A 15761-nucleotide genomic window follows, 5' to 3' on the forward strand; every position below is an offset into this window, starting at 1 on the left:
GGGGGGAACCTCAACCACCCTGAAAGGACGCCTCAAAGAGCTCGATGCCAAGGAGGAACGTCTGGTCGATCTAGCAGCCGACGATGAACTGCCGCAGGACAAGATCAAGGCCAGACTGCGCACCATCCGGGCCGAACGAGCCAACGTCGAGGAGTCCCTGGCTGCGGTCGGGAGCGAGCTGACAGTAGGCGTAGAGGTCCTATCCCAGGCGTTGGACCTGTTGAGCGATCCCCACCGCCTGTACGAGGAGGGCACTGACGCTATCCGGCGCCATCTCAACCAGGCGTTCTACGAGCGCTTCTACCTAGACATTCAAGGCGTGGGCGACGATCAACTGAAGGAACCCTTCGCTGACCTGCACCACGCGGCTGGTACCCGCCAGGTCTGCCATCACAGCCCGGCTGCCGCCATCCGCCCGCGTCGTGACCGACGAAACGAGAAAGGCGGTCCTACCGTCCCCGAGGTCCTTTCGGACCCCGGTTCGAGTAAGACCGCCTTGGTGGAGCTGCCGGGAATCGAACCCGGGTCCTCCGCCGCATCTTCAGGGCTTCTCCGTGTGCAGTTCGCTATGCCTCTGCTCGGATCTCTCGGTCACGCGAACAAGCCGAGATGACGATCCCAGTCGCTGTTAGGTGTCCTGTCCGGCGCCGCGACCGCGTCGGACAGTAGAGCCCTCTAGCTGATGCCAGGGACCGGGTCGAGGGCGAACCCGGGCTGACAGACACGCTTCGTTGCTTAGGCAGCGAGAGCGTAGTCGCGCTGATTGGAATCGGCGCTTATAGGGTTACAGCGACGCTTATACGGTGGTCTCCTGCCTGCACCGACACGCTTCCCCTGAATCAACGTACGCAGTCGAAACCGTTCAGCCCCGAGTGTGTTCACCGATTCAGATGAACTGCCCGGCTCTCACCGGGCTACCTATCCTAACACCGAACAAACCTTGGTTCATTCCATTAACGCGCCGTCAGCGCGAGGGTCGGGCACTCAGCCGCGCATGCCCTTGATGCGGCGGCCGAGTTCGCGGGTGATCTCGCGTTCGGTGTCGCGTCGGGCCAGGTCCTGGCGCTTGTCGTAGTCCTGCTTGCCCTTGGCGAGGGCGAGTTCGACCTTGACCTTGCCGTCGGAGAAGTACATCGACAGCGGGACCAGGGTCAGGCTCGACTCCTTGGTCTTGCCGAGCAGCTTGTCGATCTCGCGGCGGTGCAGCAGCAGCTTGCGGGTGCGGCGGGGCGCGTGGTTGGTCCAGGTGCCGTGGCCGTACTCGGGGACGTGCAGGCCGCGCAGCCAGACCTCGCCGTCGTCGATGGAGGCGTAGGCGTCGACCAGCGAGGCCTTGCCCTCGCGCAGGCTCTTCACCTCGGTGCCAACCAGCGCGACCCCGGCCTCGTAGGTCTCGATGATCGAGTAGTTGTGCTTCGCCTTCTTGTTGCTGGCGATGACCTTGCGCCCCTTTTCCTTCATTTCTCCTCTATCGTCCCGTCGCTACCCGGAGTGCCCAACCAGCTTACGGATGCTCCGGCTCGACCCCGCACGGTCACGGGGTCGAGCCTCGAACTTCAACGGTGCCGGACCGGGCCTTGTTCCGCGCGGCTCATTCGTCCGCGCGGGAATCCAGCACGACCTTGGTGCCCGGGACGGCCGCGACCTGCAGGGTACGCAGGCGCAGCAGGACCGGGTTGTCGGTCAGGAGCTTGGCCGTGTTGGCCAGCGAGCGCAGGGCGGCGGCCTCGGCGCGGGCACGTTCGAGCTCGGCGCGGCCGCGCTCGCGGGCCAGGACCGTTTCGAGGGCGGCCTTGCGGAGTTCGCCCGGGAGCATGAGGTCCTTGGCGCGCAGGCTGTCGACCCGGATACCGAGGCGCTCGACCTGCGTGGCGACCGCATCCTTGCCGCCGGACAGCAGGGTGCGGTCGGCGACCAGCTCGTCGAGGGTGTGCGCGGCGACCAGGTCGCGCGCGACTTCCTGGACCGCGCCGTAGAGGACGGTCTCGGCGTACTGCGCACCCGTGGTGAAGGCGACCGGATCAGTGACGACCCAGTCGGTGGTGAAGCTCACGCGCAGCGAGAGGCCGTCGCGGGTCAGTAGTTCCTGGCCTCCGACCTGGAGCACGCGCGGGCGCATGTCGACGGCGACCAGCGTGCAGCGTTCGGTGTCGTAACGGTGGCGGCCCGGCTCCAGGACCTGCTGGAGGATGCCGTCGCGAAACAGCAGCGTGCGCTGCCAGTCCATGACGGTCGAATAGGTGGACTTGTTGAACATGCCAATCTCCTTCCGGCAGTTGGTTTCGGGCACGACCGGATACGCCCTGCCCGGCCACGGCATGCGGCGGGAGCGTCCCCCATCCGGAGGACGGAGAGCTCGCAGAGCCGCGATGCCGCCCACGACCGGGCAGGGCGCATCACGTCAAGGAGTCGAACCTCGGCAGATTTGGTCTGCGTCACCAGGGAACGGCCGCACCCGACGCGAGGTACGCGGTCCGGAGATTCCGGTGCGCCCCTCGGAAACGGCCGAGATCAAGGTTGCCAGCGCATTGTGCTGAGCGCCAATGATTTTCCGCCGCGGTCCGCACCGGGACACGAAAAGCGAAAAGGCCCTTCAGTTTTCACTGAAGGGCCTTTCACAGTAGTCCCGACGGGATTTGAACCCGCGCTACCGCCTTGAGAGGGCGGCGTCCTAGGCCGCTAGACGACGGGACCAGGGCGCTTGCTGCGATCTTCGACCGCGGCAGCTCCGAAAGCTTATCCTGCCGCCGCCCAGCAACCAAATCGCCTGCTGACGGACGTGCGGGAGGCACCCGGAGCGCTGCGGGCAGGCCGCGAATCAGCTAGGCGGAATCGGATCGCGCCAACCGCGCTCGACCATGGCGGCCACCTTGTCGACCACCGCGGCATCGAGATCGATGCCGAGTTCCGCGGCGGCCAGCCACGCGACGATGACGACGTCCGCCAACTCCGCCCGCATCTCCTCGAATGTGCCTGTCCGCCGGGCCTGCCCGGACCAGCGACGGTAGGCGCCCACGAACTCGCCCGTCTCCTCGGCCACGGCGAGCACCGACCGGTTGGCGGCCCCTTCGTCCGGGAATCCGGCCTCGCGCAGGCGCGCCCGGATCTCGGCGGTGAGCTGCGACATATCGAGCGTCATGAGACGACCGTTCTACTGGTAATCGGGCGGCAACTCGTCGTAGTCCGGCGGAACGTCGTCGGGCCACGGAATCTCATCCGCCGCAGCGAAATTGGACGGCGGCGGGGTCGAGACCGATCCGCGGCCCGCGCCGGCTGACGAACCAGAACCGGATGAACGTCGCGATTCGGGCGCGGTTTTTCCGGCGCTCCGCGGACGCGGCCCAGCGGCGGAGTCCGCCGACCCGAACCTCGAGCCCGTGTGCGATGACACCGACCGTGCGGCCGAGGCCGCGGAAGTCGTTGCATTGCCGGTCGTATCGCCCGCTGCGGCAACCTCTGCCGAGATTCCCGCGTTGGCATCGAGCGCGCCGCTCCCCGCCGCACCGGCCTCGGCGGCGATCACTTCGAGCACGCCTTCGCCGTATTTGGCGCGTTTGTTCTCGCCGATGCCGGAGATACCGGCCAGGTCGGCGAGGGTGGTGGGTTTGCGGGTGGCGATTTCCCGCAAGGTAGCGTCGTGGAAGACGACGTAGGCGGGGACGCCCTGTTCCTTGGCGGTGGCTCCGCGCCAGGCGCGGAGTTTTTCGAACAGGTCGGTGTCGGACCTGCTGAGATCGGCGGCGGCGAGGCGGGAGGACTTGGCGGGCTTGGAGGTTCGGGCGGCCTTGGCGCGTTCGGGCTCGCGGCGGAGCATGACCTCGCGCTTTTCGAAGAGGACCTGGTTGCTGGCCTCGGTGAGGGTCAACACGCCGTAGTCGCCGTGCACCGCCAGCAGACCCTGGGCCAGGAGCTGGCGGACCACGCCGCGCCACTCGATGTCGCGGAGTTCGGTGCCGATGCCGAAGACCTTGAGCTCGTGGTGGGCGTGCTGCTCGACCTTGGGGTTGCGCTTGCCGATGAGGATGTCGACGATGTGGCCCGCGCCGAAGCTCTGGCCGCGTTCGCGTTTCAGGCGCAGGACGGTGGAGAGGACCTTCTGGGCGGGCACGGTGCCGTCCCACGCCTCGGGGGCGTTGAGGCAGGTGTCGCAGTTGCCGCAGCGCTCGCCGGGCTGGCCGAAGTAGGCGAGCAGCTGGACGCGGCGGCACTGGACGGTCTCGCAGAGCGCGAGCATGGCGTCCAGGTGCAGTTGCAGCTGGCGGCGGTGCATCGCGTCGCCGTCGGAGGAATCGATCATCTTGCGTTGCTGCACAACGTCACTGAGGCCGTACACCATCCAGGCGGTGGACGACTGGCCGTCACGCCCGGCGCGGCCGGTCTCCTGGTAGTAGCCCTCGACCGACTTGGGCAGGTCCAGGTGCGCGACGAAGCGCACATCCGGCTTGTCGATGCCCATGCCGAAGGCGATGGTGGCGACCACGACCAGGCCGTCCTCGCGCAGGAACCGCGACTGGTTGGTCGCGCGGGTCCGGTTGTCCAGACCCGCGTGATACGGCACCGCCTCCACGCCATTGGCCGTCAGGAACGCGGCGGTCTTCTCCACCGAGTTGCGCGAGAGGCAGTACACGATGCCCGCGTCACCGGCGTGCTCGTTCTGGATGAACGAGAGCAGCTGGTGTTCCGGCCGATTCTTGGGCTCGATCCGGTACTGGATATTGGGCCGGTCGAAGCTGGCCACGAAGTGCTTGGCCCGGGTGAGATCCAGCCGTTCGGCGATCTCCTTGCGGGTGGCCTCGGTGGCCGTCGCGGTGAGGGCGATACGCGGCACATCCGGCCAGCGCTCGTGCAGCATGGACAGACCGAGGTAGTCGGGCCGGAAATCGTGGCCCCACTGGGAGACACAGTGCGCCTCGTCGATGGCGAAGACGGAGATCTTGCCCCGATCCAGCAGCTGCGCGGTGGAGTCGAGCCGCAGCCGTTCGGGTGCGAGGTAGAGCACATCCAGCTCCCCCGCCACGAATTGCGCTTCGACCGTGCGCCGTTCGTCGGGGAACTGCGTCGAGTTCAGGAACCCCGCGCGCACGCCCACGGCATTGAGCGCGTCCACCTGATCCTGCATGAGCGCGATCAAGGGCGAGATCACCACGCCCACGCCCGGCCGCACCAGCGCCGGAATCTGATAGCACAGCGACTTGCCGCCACCGGTGGGCATCAACACCAGCGCGTCGCCGCCGGAGATCACCTGCTCGACGATCTCCCGCTGCGGCCCGCGAAAACTGTCGTACCCGAACGTCTTTCGCAGAACCTGGTGTGCCGGATCATTTCCGGCCTCACCCAGGTTCCCGGCAACTGCGGTCTCGACCTCCGGCGCGCTCACGGCCGCAATCCTACGGACACCGCCCGACAGCTTGAACCCCGCTGGCACGGATCAGCCGAACTTCGCGCACTCACTCGCGGACGTAGTACCGCAGTGCGGCATATGCGGTCAGAGCGGCGAATCCGATACCGATCGGTGTGACGACCATCGCGACGGCGGCGATATCGTCGCCCGTGATCCGCGGCAGCACCTGATCATTGAACAGCGAACCCAGCGCCCGGTTGATCACCAACGGCTGCGCGACGAACAAACCCGCCACCGCCAGCACCGATCCCACCAGCGCGGCCAGCACCGCTTCCAGGAGGAACGGCAACTGCGTGTACCACCGCGTCGCACCGACCAGTCGCATGATTCCGACCTCGGTCTTGCGCGCCAGCGCCGCCACCTGAACCATATTGGCGATCAACAGCAATGCCGCCAGCGCCTGCAGCGCCGCCAAACCGAATGCGGCATTGCGCAATCCGACGAAGAAGCTGACCAGCCGGTCCACGATATCCATGTCATTGAGCACGGTCATGACACCGGGCCGCTTGGAGAAATCGTCATAGATGGTCCGGTATTTGGTGACATCGCTGAGCTTCACCCGGAACGACGCGGGTAGCCCGTCCTTGCTGACCTCGTCGGCGAGCCCCGGCTGATCCTTGAAGGTGGTCTCCTTGACCTCCTTCACCGCGTCCGCGCTGTTCACGAACTGCACGCTGGCCACGTCCGCGTGCTTCTTCAGATCCGACATGAGCGAGGCGCACACCTGCCCCGTGCAGTCCGGATCCGTCTTCGAGACCTGCTCGTCCAGATACAGCCGGATCTCGACGCGCTGGACGTAGTAGTCCTGGATCTTGTCCGCCATCCGCACCGCCAGCAGCCCGCCGCCCAGCATGGTCAGCGAAACCGCGGTGGTGAGGACCATGGCGATGGTCATGGTGACATTGCGGCGTAGGCCGGTGAAGACCTCGCTGAACAGGAATCCCGCGCGCATTACCGGCCCACCCCGTAGACGCCCATCTCGTCGTCGCGCACGATGCGCCCGCGATCGAGTTCGACCACGCGCCGGCGCATGGCGTCGACGATGGTGTTGTCGTGGGTGGCCATGACCACCGTGGTTCCGGTGCGGTTGATGCGTTCGAGCAGCGTCATGATGTCCTGGCTGGTCTCCGGGTCGAGGTTGCCGGTCGGTTCGTCGGCCAGCAGCACCAGCGGCCGGTTCACGAAGGCGCGGGCGAGTGCGACGCGCTGCTGTTCACCGCCTGAGAGCTCACCGGGCAGCCGGTCCGCCTTGCCCGCGAGCCCGACCATGTCGAGCGCCTCGGGCACCGAGCGATTGATGAATGCTCGCGATTTGCCGATCACTTCCAACGCGAACGCCACGTTCTGTTCGACGGTCTTCTGCTGCAGCAGCCGGAAGTCCTGGAACACGCAGCCGATGCGCTGGCGCAGCTTGGGCACCTTGCGCCCGGGCAGCCGATCGACCCGGAAGTCGGCCACCCACACCTCACCGGTGGTCGGCTTCTCGTCCTTGAGCAGCAGCCGCATGAACGTGGACTTTCCGGAGCCCGACGGGCCGATAACGAAGACGAACTCGCCTTTTCCGATATCTACGGAGACATTGTCCAGCGCCGGCCGCGTCGAGGTCTGGTACGACTTGGTGACGTTGCGCAGGGTTATCACGGGGAGCCAGTGTATCCAGGGCGAGGCCGGGGCTGACTACACCGCGCGGAGGTCACCTCACCGCTGGGCGGGCTCGGAAGTGTTTGGCAGATAGTTGCTGAGCATGGTGTTCACTATCGGCGGGGTGCTCTTGGACTCATGTTCGGCGGGCTTGACGAAGATGTACAGCACCAGGGTCGCCACCCAAACGGCCAGCAGGATCGCCGTGGACTTACGTGTTCTCTTAGCTGGCACCGTCACTCAAACCCTCCCGGCGCAGCGCCGCGGCCACCCGCACCCGCAGCTCGCGTCCGACTTCGAACTGTTTGCCCGGCAGCGTCCTCGCCACCATCTTGATGTTCATCTGGTTGACGGTGAGATCTTCGACACCCATGACGCTGGGCTCGTCCAGCAGCAGGGTTTTCAGCTTGCGATCGGCGAAGGCCTTGGCCCCGACCTCGCGCAGGACTTCGTTGACCTTGTTGATGTCGGCCGTCGCGGGAACGGGGACATCGATGGCCGCGCGCGCCCAATCCTTGGACAGGTTGGTCACTTTCACGATCTGACCGTTCGGGACGGTTATCACCTCACCGTCGGCGCTGCGCAAGGTCGTGATGCGCAACGTGACGTCCTCGACCGTACCCTCGGCCTCGGTCGAGTTGCCGGTGACGGCAATGCGCACGACATCGCCGAAGCCGTACTGCCTTTCGGTGATCAGGAAGAACCCGGCGAGCAGATCCTGCACGATGCGCTGCGCGCCGAAACCCAGTGCGGCGCCGAGCACCGCGGCCGGGGCGACCAGGCCACCGAGCTCGAAACCCAAGCGCCGCAATACTTCCAGCGAGACCAGGAAGTAGACGATGGACAGCAGGACCCAGGTGATGACCTGCGCCAACGCATGTCGGTGCTTGGCCGCCTCGGAGCGCACCAGCGAATCGCTCGAGCGGAATCCGGCGTCGATCTTGCGGGTGATGCGGTCGCGCACGTGGGTCGCGGCCCGGCTGAACAGCATGGCCCCGACGACCAGCAGCACGATCTCGAGACCGCTGGAGCGGAGCCAGTTCCCGAGATCGGCTCCGGTGCCAGCGGCCAGAATCGAATGCATGCCCTACCCCTGAGTCGTCTGCTCTCGCATGCGCCAGCGGATGCCGGATTCAATGAAAGCATCGATATCGCCGTCCAGCACGGCGGAGGGGTTGTTGACCTCGTAACCGGTGCGCAGGTCCTTGACCATCTGGTACGGGTGCAGCACGTAGGAGCGCATCTGGTTGCCCCAGGACGCGCCCTCATTGGTCTTGAGCGCGTCCATCTGCGCGCGCTCTTCCTGCCGCTTGCGCTCGAGCAGCTTGGCCTGCAGCACGCGCATGGCCGAAATCTTGTTCTGCAGCTGCGATTTCTCGTTCTGACAGGTGACCACGATGCCGGTCGGGATGTGGGTCAGGCGAACCGCGGAGTCGGTGGTGTTGACCGACTGGCCGCCGGGGCCCGAGGAGCGGTAGACGTCGACCCGGATCTCGTTCTCCGGAATCTCGATGTGGTCGGTGGTCTCGACCACGGGCAGCACCTCGACCTCGGCGAAGGAGGTCTGACGGCGGCCCTGGTTGTCGAACGGGCTGATACGGACCAGTCGGTGTGTACCCATCTCGACGGATAGCGTGCCGTAGGCGTAGGGCGTCTTGACCGCGAAGGTCGCCGACTTGATGCCCGCCTCCTCCGCATACGAGGTGTCGTAGATCTCGACGCTGTACTTGTGGCCCTCGGCCCAGCGCACGTACATGCGCATCAGCATCTGCGCCCAGTCCGCGGCGTCCACGCCACCCGCGCCGGAACGAATATTGACCAGCGCCTCACGCTTGTCGTACTCGCCCGAGAGCAGGGTCCGGACCTCCATGGCCTCCACGTCGGCGTGCAGGCTGGACCGCTCGGAATCGGCGTCGGCCAGGGCCGCGGTGCGATCCGCACCCTCCTCGGCCTCGGCGAGCTCGTAGAGCACCGGCAGGTCCTCGAGCCGCTGGCGCAGATCCCGCACCCGGCGCAGTTCGCTCTGCGCGTGCGAGAGCTGACTGGTCACGCTCTGCGCGTGTTCCTGGTTGTTCCACAGCTCCGGGTCGGCCGCCTGGTGTTCCAGCTCGTCGATGCGGCGAGCCAGCTCGTCGATGTCGAGCACTGACTCGATGGTCTTCAGAGTCGTGTCGAGTTCGGCCAGATCAGCGGAGACGTCAGGATGCACGATGTTCAAATCTACCGGGCGCGGGCGAGAGCGCGAAACACGGCGGGACCGCGCCGGGACGGATCATCCGGCGACGGCGCGCAGGCCGCCGGGGCGACGGCCCCACGAGGCGGTCGAGGGCGTGGGCGGTGGCGTCGTCGGCGGGGAGGTAGACCATGAGGAATTGGTCGTCGTCGGCCGAGAGGTGCAGGGTTTCGTAGGCCAGGCGGAGGGTCCCGGCCTCGGGGTGGGTGAGGCGGCCGACGCCATTGGTGTCGGGCAGGCCCGGGAGGGTATCCATGCGGCGGGTGAATTCGGGGCCGACGGTGGTGGCCAGCTCGTCGATGAGGGCTCCGGCGTGCGGATCGGCGCGGCCGAATTCGACGAGTCCGCCACCCACCTCCTCGACCAACTCCACTGGTGGGCAACCGCCCTCGTGGCCGCCCGCGGCGTCCCCGTTCCCGCGTAGTTCATCGAGTGGCGCACCGGTGAGGGGAATCGGACAAATCCCCTCACCGGTGCGCCACTCGACGATCAGGTAGCGGGACACCGGGCGTTGACTGGGGAGGACTAACGTCTGGGGCGTGACCGGATACTCCGATGACCTGGAACTTGCGCTGCAGCTGGCCGATGCGGCCGATGGGATTACCCGTGAGCGGTTCGGGGCGCTCGACTTGAAGATCGATTCCAAGCCCGATCTGACGCCGGTGTCGGATGCCGATCTCGCCGTCGAGCGGAAGGTCCGGGAGATTCTCGGCACCGAGCGGCCGGGGGATCTGGTGCTCGGCGAGGAGTTCGGCGGGGATGTCGAGTTCAGCGGGCGGCAGTGGGTCATCGATCCGATCGACGGGACCAAGAACTTCGTGCGTGGGGTGCCGGTGTGGGCCTCGCTCATCTCGCTGCTCGAGGACGGCGTGCCGGTCGTCGGCGTGGTGAGCGCGCCCGCGCTGTCCCGCCGCTGGTGGGCCGCCGCCGGAGCGGGCGCCTGGAGCAGCTTCGAAGGCGGTGCGGCCAAGGCGATTTCGGTGTCGGCCGTCGCCGAGCTGGGTGCTTCCAGCCTCGCCATCTCCAGCCTGTCCGGCTGGCGTGCCATCGGCCGCCGCGCCAAGCTGATCGCCCTCACCGACGAGGTGTGGCGCGTGCGCGGCTATGGCGATTTCTTCGGCTACGCGCTACTCGCGGAGGGCGCGGTCGATATCTGCACCGAACCCGAACTGTCCCTGTGGGATATGGCCGCCCTCGACATTCTCATCCGTGAGGCGGGCGGCACCTTCACGGCTCTCGACGGAAGGCCGGGTCCGCACGGCGGGAGCGCGGTCGCCACCAACGGGCATCTGCAGGATCAGGTGCTGGCGGCTCTTCAGGCATGAGGTGATATCGCAGGTGTGAGGCTCAGCCGAGATTTCGCATGGCGAGCCACATCTCGGACCAGGGCCGGCGGGGCGTGCGGCAGAGCATGATCACGCGCCCCTGTTCGTCATTGTGGATCCCGAGGCCATTGTCGATGCGGCCCAGGGGTTCCGAGTCGGCGCAGAAGCGGGCCAGACGGTCGGTCGGGATACCGAGAATAATCACCGCGTGCGCGTCGGCGGGCGGTCCCCACCACCAGTAGGCGTTGTGCACGCTGTGCGGGGTCGGTAGGTCGTACCGTGCACCGAAGCGCTCGATCGCGGCCGCCTCACCGTAATTGCCCGTGATCAGGTCTGCGCCGGGGGCGGATTGCGCACGGACGTCGGCGATTCGGGCGGTGAATTGCGGCCAGCCGACGGTCTCCCCGGCTTCCTTGTTGATGGCGAGTATCGCCGACGGGTCACGCAACACCGACATCGGAAGGACCGGCAGGAAGATCACCGCGGAAAACGCGGCGTTCGACGCGATGGCGAAAATCATTGCGGCAAGCCGTATCCGGTGGCTCATGAGCCGTGATTCGATGCCCACCGCCCCGGCTGCGACCAGCAGCGGGTACATCTCGGCGAGGTAGTACGCCTTGCCGACCAGGGCCAGGTAACCGAGGAACAGCACCGCGTAGGTGACGACGAAGGCGCGATAACGCGGCCGTCGCCACAGCCACCACAGGCCGTAAGCCCACAGCGGGACCAGCAGCACACCGACCAGCCCCAATTGCAGGAGCACGAACTCGATTCGCGAATTCGAGCTGCCCGACGAACCCCCGGCTATGGCCCGGCTCAGCGCCCATTGCGGCCAGCCGTTGCGTGCCTGCCACACCGCGTACGGCGCGGTGATCACCGCCACGACACCGAGCGCGATCGGGAAGTACCTGGTGGCGAATACTTCTCGCGGACCGACCGCGAGCAGTGAGAATGCCAGCGCGGCAAGGGGAACCACGATCAGGGCCTTGTTCTGCGCCCCGAGCCCGGCCAGCACGCCGATCCCGAGCCACCAGCGCGGATCGAAATCCCTCCGCAGCAGTCGCAGGACGAGCAACATCAGCACCGACCACACAGCGAGATCGATGCCCGCCGTGCTGAGTGTGTGCCCGGCTCCTGCCACCACCGCCGCCGACGCCAACGCCCCGGCCGCGATCGCCTGCGCCACTCGTCCGCCGCCGAGTTCGCGGGCGACGAGTCCCGCGCAGATCACCACGGCGGTCGCGGCCAGCGTCGCCGGAAGCCGAAGCAGCATAACGGAATTCGAATCGATGGCCGACATCGCGCGGGCCAGCAGTGGCACCAGCGGTGGCTGATCGGGATATCCCCAGTCCAATCGCCGTCCCGCGGCCAGGAAGTAGAGCTCGTCACGGTGGTATCCGTACCGGCCGGAGAGTGCGGTCATGATTGCCGCGAAGATCCCCGCTATCCAGTAGGTTTCGCTACCTGTGGCTGCGACCGGCCGCTGTTCCACCCCCACATGGTCGCATTTCCGGGGCGGCCGGGTCACCGGATCGGCGGATGCACCCGGTGTCGTTCCGGGTGTACCCGGCGCGGGCTGCGGTCCCGCAACCGGGCGCGTCATCGACGCGCTGTCACGTCGGCGTCAGTGCGCCAACGTCTTTCAGCCGAGCGGGACGCAGACCGAGCCGAAGTCGAGGTACGGGCCGCCGACGGAGGAGCCGACACCGACCGAACCGAACGAGATCCCGGCGGTCGGTCCGCCACCGCAGGTACCGGTGCCCGAGCCCGTGCCCGAGCCGGTGACGCCCGCCCCGGAGCCGGTGACGCCGATATCGATCGGCTGCAGCTGCACGTCGGCGCTGGCGTTGGGGGCGGAGAGGAACAGACCGGCGGCGATCAGGCCGACGGTTCCGAGCGCAATCTTCATTTGGACAACCTTCGTCAGAAGCGGGTTATGCGCGGCCACCCTAGCCCACCTCGCCACGTTCTGAAGCATGTTTGTTTCACTAGATCCCAGGGGTACCCGCCGGTAAGTTCGAACCACCGCGCTGACCTGCCGATTCGACAACCCTCGACGACAGTTCTTACTCTGAAGTAAGATAGTCTTACTCAGGAGTAAGATTGCTGGGCAGGATCACCCACCTCCTCGATAGAAAACTGGTGATTATGAGCACTCGAGACACCGCAACGAAGCGGGATACGTCCGCCGTTGGCCTCAACCCGGTCAAGCGCGACTGGATGGGCGCGGCGATGCGGGTCATGACGACCATCACGGGGTCGGAACTCGCCGAGAAGTACAAGTTGCGCAAGCCGATCGAGCGCCTCACCTACGAGGGCACCAAGACCGGTTTCCGCACCCTCGGTGCAGCGACCCGGGCGTTCGAGAAGGTCGCCGGGGGCGGGGCGCCGAAGCGGCTGCCCGCCAACGAGTCTCGCAAGAAGGACTACTTCGACCTCACCCCGACCGACGAGCAGCAGATGATCGTCGAGACGGTGCGCGAGTTCGCCGCGGAGATCCTGCGCCCGGCCGCGTACGAGGCCGACAATGCCGCCAAGGCGCCGCGCGATCTGCTCGAGCGCGCCGCCGAGCTGGGCATCACGCTGATCAATGTGCCCGAGGAGCTCGAGGGTGCGGCGTCCGAGCGCGGCGCGGTCACCAATTCGCTGGTGGCCGAGGCGCTTTCGCACGGTGACATGGGCCTGGCGCTGCCGATCCTGGCGCCCAGCGGTGTCGCGGTCGCGCTGTCGCAGTGGGGTACCGACGCACAGCAGAAGACCTACCTCGGCGCCTTCACGGGTGAGAATGTGCCGCAGGCGTCGGTCGTCATCTCCGAGCCGCAGGCGCTGTTCGATCCGTTCGCGCTGAAGACCAAGGCGACTCGCTCGCCCAGCGGTTACCGCCTCAACGGCGTGAAGACCCTGGTTCCGGCCGCCGGTGACGCCGAGCTGTTCATCGTGGCCGCCGAGCTGGACGGCCGCCCGACCTTCTTCATCGTCGAGGCCGCCACCGAAGGTGTTGTGGTCGAGGCGGATCCGAGCATGGGCATGCGGGCCGCGGGCCTGGGCCGGTTGCTGCTGAACAATGTCGCGGTTCCGGCCAACGCCCTGCTGGGTGACTCCGAGGGCGCGGTGCGCGCCGAGGAGTACGCCGACGCGGTGCGGCTGGCCCGCCTGGGCTGGGCCTCGCTGGCCATCGGTACCGGTCAGGCCGTGCTGGACTACGTGATTCCGTATGTGAAGGAGCGCGAGGCGTTCGGTGAGCCGATCGCCCACCGCCAGGCGGTCGCGTTCATGGTCGCCAATATGGCGATCGAGCTGGACGGTCTCCGTCTCGTGACGCTGCGGGGTGCGTCGCGCGCGGAGCAGGGGCTGTCCTTCGCCCGCGAGGCCGCGCTGGCCAAGAAGCTGGCCACCGACAAGGGGATGCAGATCGGCCTGGACGGCGTGCAGCTGCTGGGCGGACACGGCTTCACCAAGGAGCACCCGGTCGAGCGCTGGTACCGCGATCTGCGCGGCGCCGGCGTCGCCGAAGGCATCGTCCTCATCTAGCCCCGACTTCCTTACGGAGACTTCCCATGATCAATCTCGAACTCCCCAAGAAGCTGCGGGCCAGCGCCAACCAGGCCCACCAGGTCGCGCAGGAGATCTTCCGTCCCGCCTCGCGCAAGTACGACCTCGCCGAGCACGAGTACCCGGTCGAGCTGGACACCATGGCCGCCATGGTCGAGGGCCTGTCCGACTCGGGCACCGAGCAGATCTCCGGCGCCACCGGCGGCCGCTCGGTCGAGGGTGCTGGGTCTGACAAAGACGCGCACGCCACCGAGCTGCTCGGCAACACCAACGGCGGCAATATGTCCGCGCTGATGAACGCCCTCGAGACCTCCTGGGGCGACGTCGGCCTGATGCTGTCGATCCCCTACCAGGGCCTCGGCAACGCCGCCATCGCCGCGGTCGCCACCGACGAGCAGCTCCAGCGCTTCGGCAAGGTGTGGGCCGCCATGGCCATCACCGAGCCGTCCTTCGGCTCCGACTCGGCCGCGGTCACCGCCACCGCCACCCTCGACGGCGACGAGTGGGTCCTCAACGGCACCAAGATCTTCGTCACCGCCGGCTCCCGCGCCACCCACATCGTGGTCTGGGCCTCGGTGGATCGTTCGGCGGGCCGCGCGGCCATCAAGTCCTTCGTCGTCCCCCGGGACGCCAAGGGCCTCACCGTGTCCCGCCTCGAGCACAAGCTCGGCATCAAGGCCTCCGACACCGCCGAAATCCGCTTCGAAGACTGCCGCATCCCCAAGGACAACATCCTGGGTTCCCCGGAAGTCAACGTGGAAAAGGGTTTCGCCGGCGTCATGCAGACGTTCGACAACACCCGCCCCCTCGTCGCGGCCATGGCCGTCGGCGTCGGCCGCGCCGCCCTCGAGGAACTCCGCACCGTCCTGACCGACGCGGGCATCGAGATCTCCTACGACAAGCCCGCCAACAACCAGCACGCCGCAGCAGCGGAATTCCTCCGCCTGGAAGCGGACTGGGAAGCCGCCTACCTCCTGTCGCTCCGCGCCGCCTGGATGGCCGACAACAAGAAGCCCAACTCCTTGGAAGCCTCCATGTCCAAGGCCAAGGCAGGCCGCATGGGCACCGATGTCACCCTGAAGGCTGTCGAGCTGGCAGGCGCAACGGGTTACTCCCAGCGCACCCTCCTCGAAAAGTGGGGCCGCGACTCGAAGATCCTCGACATCTTCGAAGGCACCCAGCAGATCCAGCAACTCATCGTCGCCCGCCGCGTCCTGGGCCTGTCGAGCGACAAGCTGAAGTAGCAAGCAGCACAACGGAAAACCGGTGCGAACCCTCACGGTTCGCACCGGTTTTCTCATTTCGGACCGTCGAATCCCGAAACTGGATACGTACGTTCTGGAGATACCGTGACCACCTCGAGCTTGCGCAGGATCGAGGTGGGAATTCGGCCATCCTCGAAGTGATCCAGTCCAGGAACGATGACGGCCTCGGCATCGAGCCGCGTTGCCTGAGCTTTCAGCCGCGCCAGGGGCGGTCAACCGGCCAGCGGGTCGAAGACGACTATCCCGGCCAGATCGAAGCCCATCTTCGTGGCAGTCTGGCGAACCCGACTCTCATCCCAAAGCTGGCCGATCCCAGACACATCCGTCCTCAGTAGGGTCGACCC

The 15761-nt window shown here is 66.8% G+C and carries 15 protein-coding genes, 1 tRNA gene and 1 other RNA gene; 3 read left to right on the plus strand and 14 right to left on the minus strand.

What is annotated here, in order from left to right; genetic code table 11:
• Positions 1 to 497: 497 nt before the first annotated feature.
• From ssrA to NS2_RS36455, 12 genes are all read right to left on the minus strand, one after another.
• Positions 498 to 870, minus strand: a transfer-messenger RNA (tmRNA) gene (ssrA, locus tag NS2_RS31490).
• 114 nt (positions 871 to 984) lie between these two features.
• Positions 985 to 1461, minus strand: a complete 477-nt coding sequence (gene smpB, locus NS2_RS31495) for an SsrA-binding protein SmpB (RefSeq protein ID WP_033090939.1) — start codon at positions 1459 to 1461, stop codon at positions 985 to 987.
• A 130-nt stretch (positions 1462 to 1591) separates the two neighbouring features.
• Complete coding sequence (locus NS2_RS31500) at positions 1592 to 2257, minus strand: slipin family protein (protein WP_033090951.1); 666 nt, start codon at positions 2255 to 2257, stop codon at positions 1592 to 1594.
• Positions 2258 to 2621: 364 nt separating this feature from the next.
• Positions 2622 to 2694: transfer RNA gene (locus NS2_RS31505), tRNA-Glu, on the minus strand.
• A 124-nt stretch (positions 2695 to 2818) separates the two neighbouring features.
• The gene (locus tag NS2_RS31510) at positions 2819 to 3139 is read right to left on the minus strand and encodes a MazG nucleotide pyrophosphohydrolase domain-containing protein (RefSeq protein ID WP_033090940.1); all 321 of its coding nucleotides are present in this window, start codon (positions 3137 to 3139) and stop codon (positions 2819 to 2821) included.
• Between the two features lie 12 nt (positions 3140 to 3151).
• A complete protein-coding gene (gene recQ / locus NS2_RS31515) occupies positions 3152 to 5377 on the minus strand; it encodes a DNA helicase RecQ (protein ID WP_081986321.1) in 2226 nt (741 codons plus the stop codon).
• 70 nt (positions 5378 to 5447) lie between these two features.
• Entirely contained in the window at positions 5448 to 6353 is a 906-nt protein-coding gene (gene ftsX, locus NS2_RS31520) for a permease-like cell division protein FtsX (RefSeq protein WP_033090941.1), read from the minus strand.
• Positions 6353 to 7042: a cell division ATP-binding protein FtsE gene (gene ftsE, locus NS2_RS31525; protein WP_033090942.1), complete on the minus strand. Its 690-nt coding sequence runs from the start codon at positions 7040 to 7042 to the stop codon at positions 6353 to 6355. The genes ftsX and ftsE overlap by 1 nt, the downstream gene beginning before the upstream one ends.
• Before the next feature lie 57 nt (positions 7043 to 7099).
• Positions 7100 to 7282 carry an Rv3103c transmembrane domain-containing protein gene (locus tag NS2_RS31530; protein WP_143161221.1) on the minus strand — a complete coding sequence of 61 codons (183 nt, stop codon included), beginning with the start codon at positions 7280 to 7282 and terminating at the stop codon, positions 7100 to 7102.
• Positions 7266 to 8126 carry a mechanosensitive ion channel family protein gene (locus NS2_RS31535; RefSeq protein WP_033090943.1) on the minus strand — a complete coding sequence of 287 codons (861 nt, stop codon included), beginning with the start codon at positions 8124 to 8126 and terminating at the stop codon, positions 7266 to 7268. The genes NS2_RS31530 and NS2_RS31535 overlap by 17 nt, the downstream gene beginning before the upstream one ends.
• Positions 8127 to 8129: 3 nt before the next feature.
• The gene (gene prfB, locus NS2_RS31540; protein WP_033090944.1) at positions 8130 to 9251 is read right to left on the minus strand and encodes a peptide chain release factor 2; all 1122 of its coding nucleotides are present in this window, start codon (positions 9249 to 9251) and stop codon (positions 8130 to 8132) included.
• Positions 9241 to 9780, minus strand: a complete 540-nt coding sequence (locus NS2_RS36455) for an MmyB family transcriptional regulator (protein ID WP_033090945.1) — start codon at positions 9778 to 9780, stop codon at positions 9241 to 9243. Before NS2_RS36455 ends, prfB begins: the two co-directional genes overlap by 11 nt.
• A gap of 34 nt (positions 9781 to 9814) precedes the next feature.
• Between NS2_RS36455 and hisN the strand changes: the two genes are divergently transcribed.
• Complete coding sequence (gene hisN, locus NS2_RS31550) at positions 9815 to 10600, plus strand: histidinol-phosphatase (protein WP_033090946.1); 786 nt, start codon at positions 9815 to 9817, stop codon at positions 10598 to 10600.
• Between the two features lie 22 nt (positions 10601 to 10622).
• Here the strand turns inward: hisN and NS2_RS31555 are convergent, their stop codons facing one another.
• Both NS2_RS31555 and NS2_RS31560 read right to left on the minus strand, forming a co-directional pair.
• The gene (locus NS2_RS31555) at positions 10623 to 12023 is read right to left on the minus strand and encodes a glycosyltransferase family 39 protein (protein WP_033090947.1); all 1401 of its coding nucleotides are present in this window, start codon (positions 12021 to 12023) and stop codon (positions 10623 to 10625) included.
• 219 nt (positions 12024 to 12242) lie between these two features.
• Positions 12243 to 12509, minus strand: coding sequence for a hypothetical protein (locus NS2_RS31560; RefSeq protein WP_033090948.1), 267 nt, complete (start codon positions 12507 to 12509; stop codon positions 12243 to 12245).
• Positions 12510 to 12742: 233 nt separating this feature from the next.
• Between NS2_RS31560 and NS2_RS31565 the strand changes: the two genes are divergently transcribed.
• Positions 12743 to 14131 (plus strand): acyl-CoA dehydrogenase family protein, encoded by a 1389-nt coding sequence (locus NS2_RS31565; protein ID WP_370737328.1) that lies wholly within the window; start codon positions 12743 to 12745, stop codon positions 14129 to 14131.
• Between the two features lie 26 nt (positions 14132 to 14157).
• Positions 14158 to 15396, plus strand: coding sequence for an acyl-CoA dehydrogenase family protein (locus tag NS2_RS31570; RefSeq protein WP_033090950.1), 1239 nt, complete (start codon positions 14158 to 14160; stop codon positions 15394 to 15396).
• The last annotated feature ends 365 nt before the right edge of the window (positions 15397 to 15761 follow it).

Origin of the sequence: Nocardia seriolae NBRC 15557, from assembly GCF_007990715.1 — a bacterium.
GTDB classification, from domain to species: Bacteria; Actinomycetota; Actinomycetes; order Mycobacteriales; family Mycobacteriaceae; genus Nocardia; species Nocardia seriolae.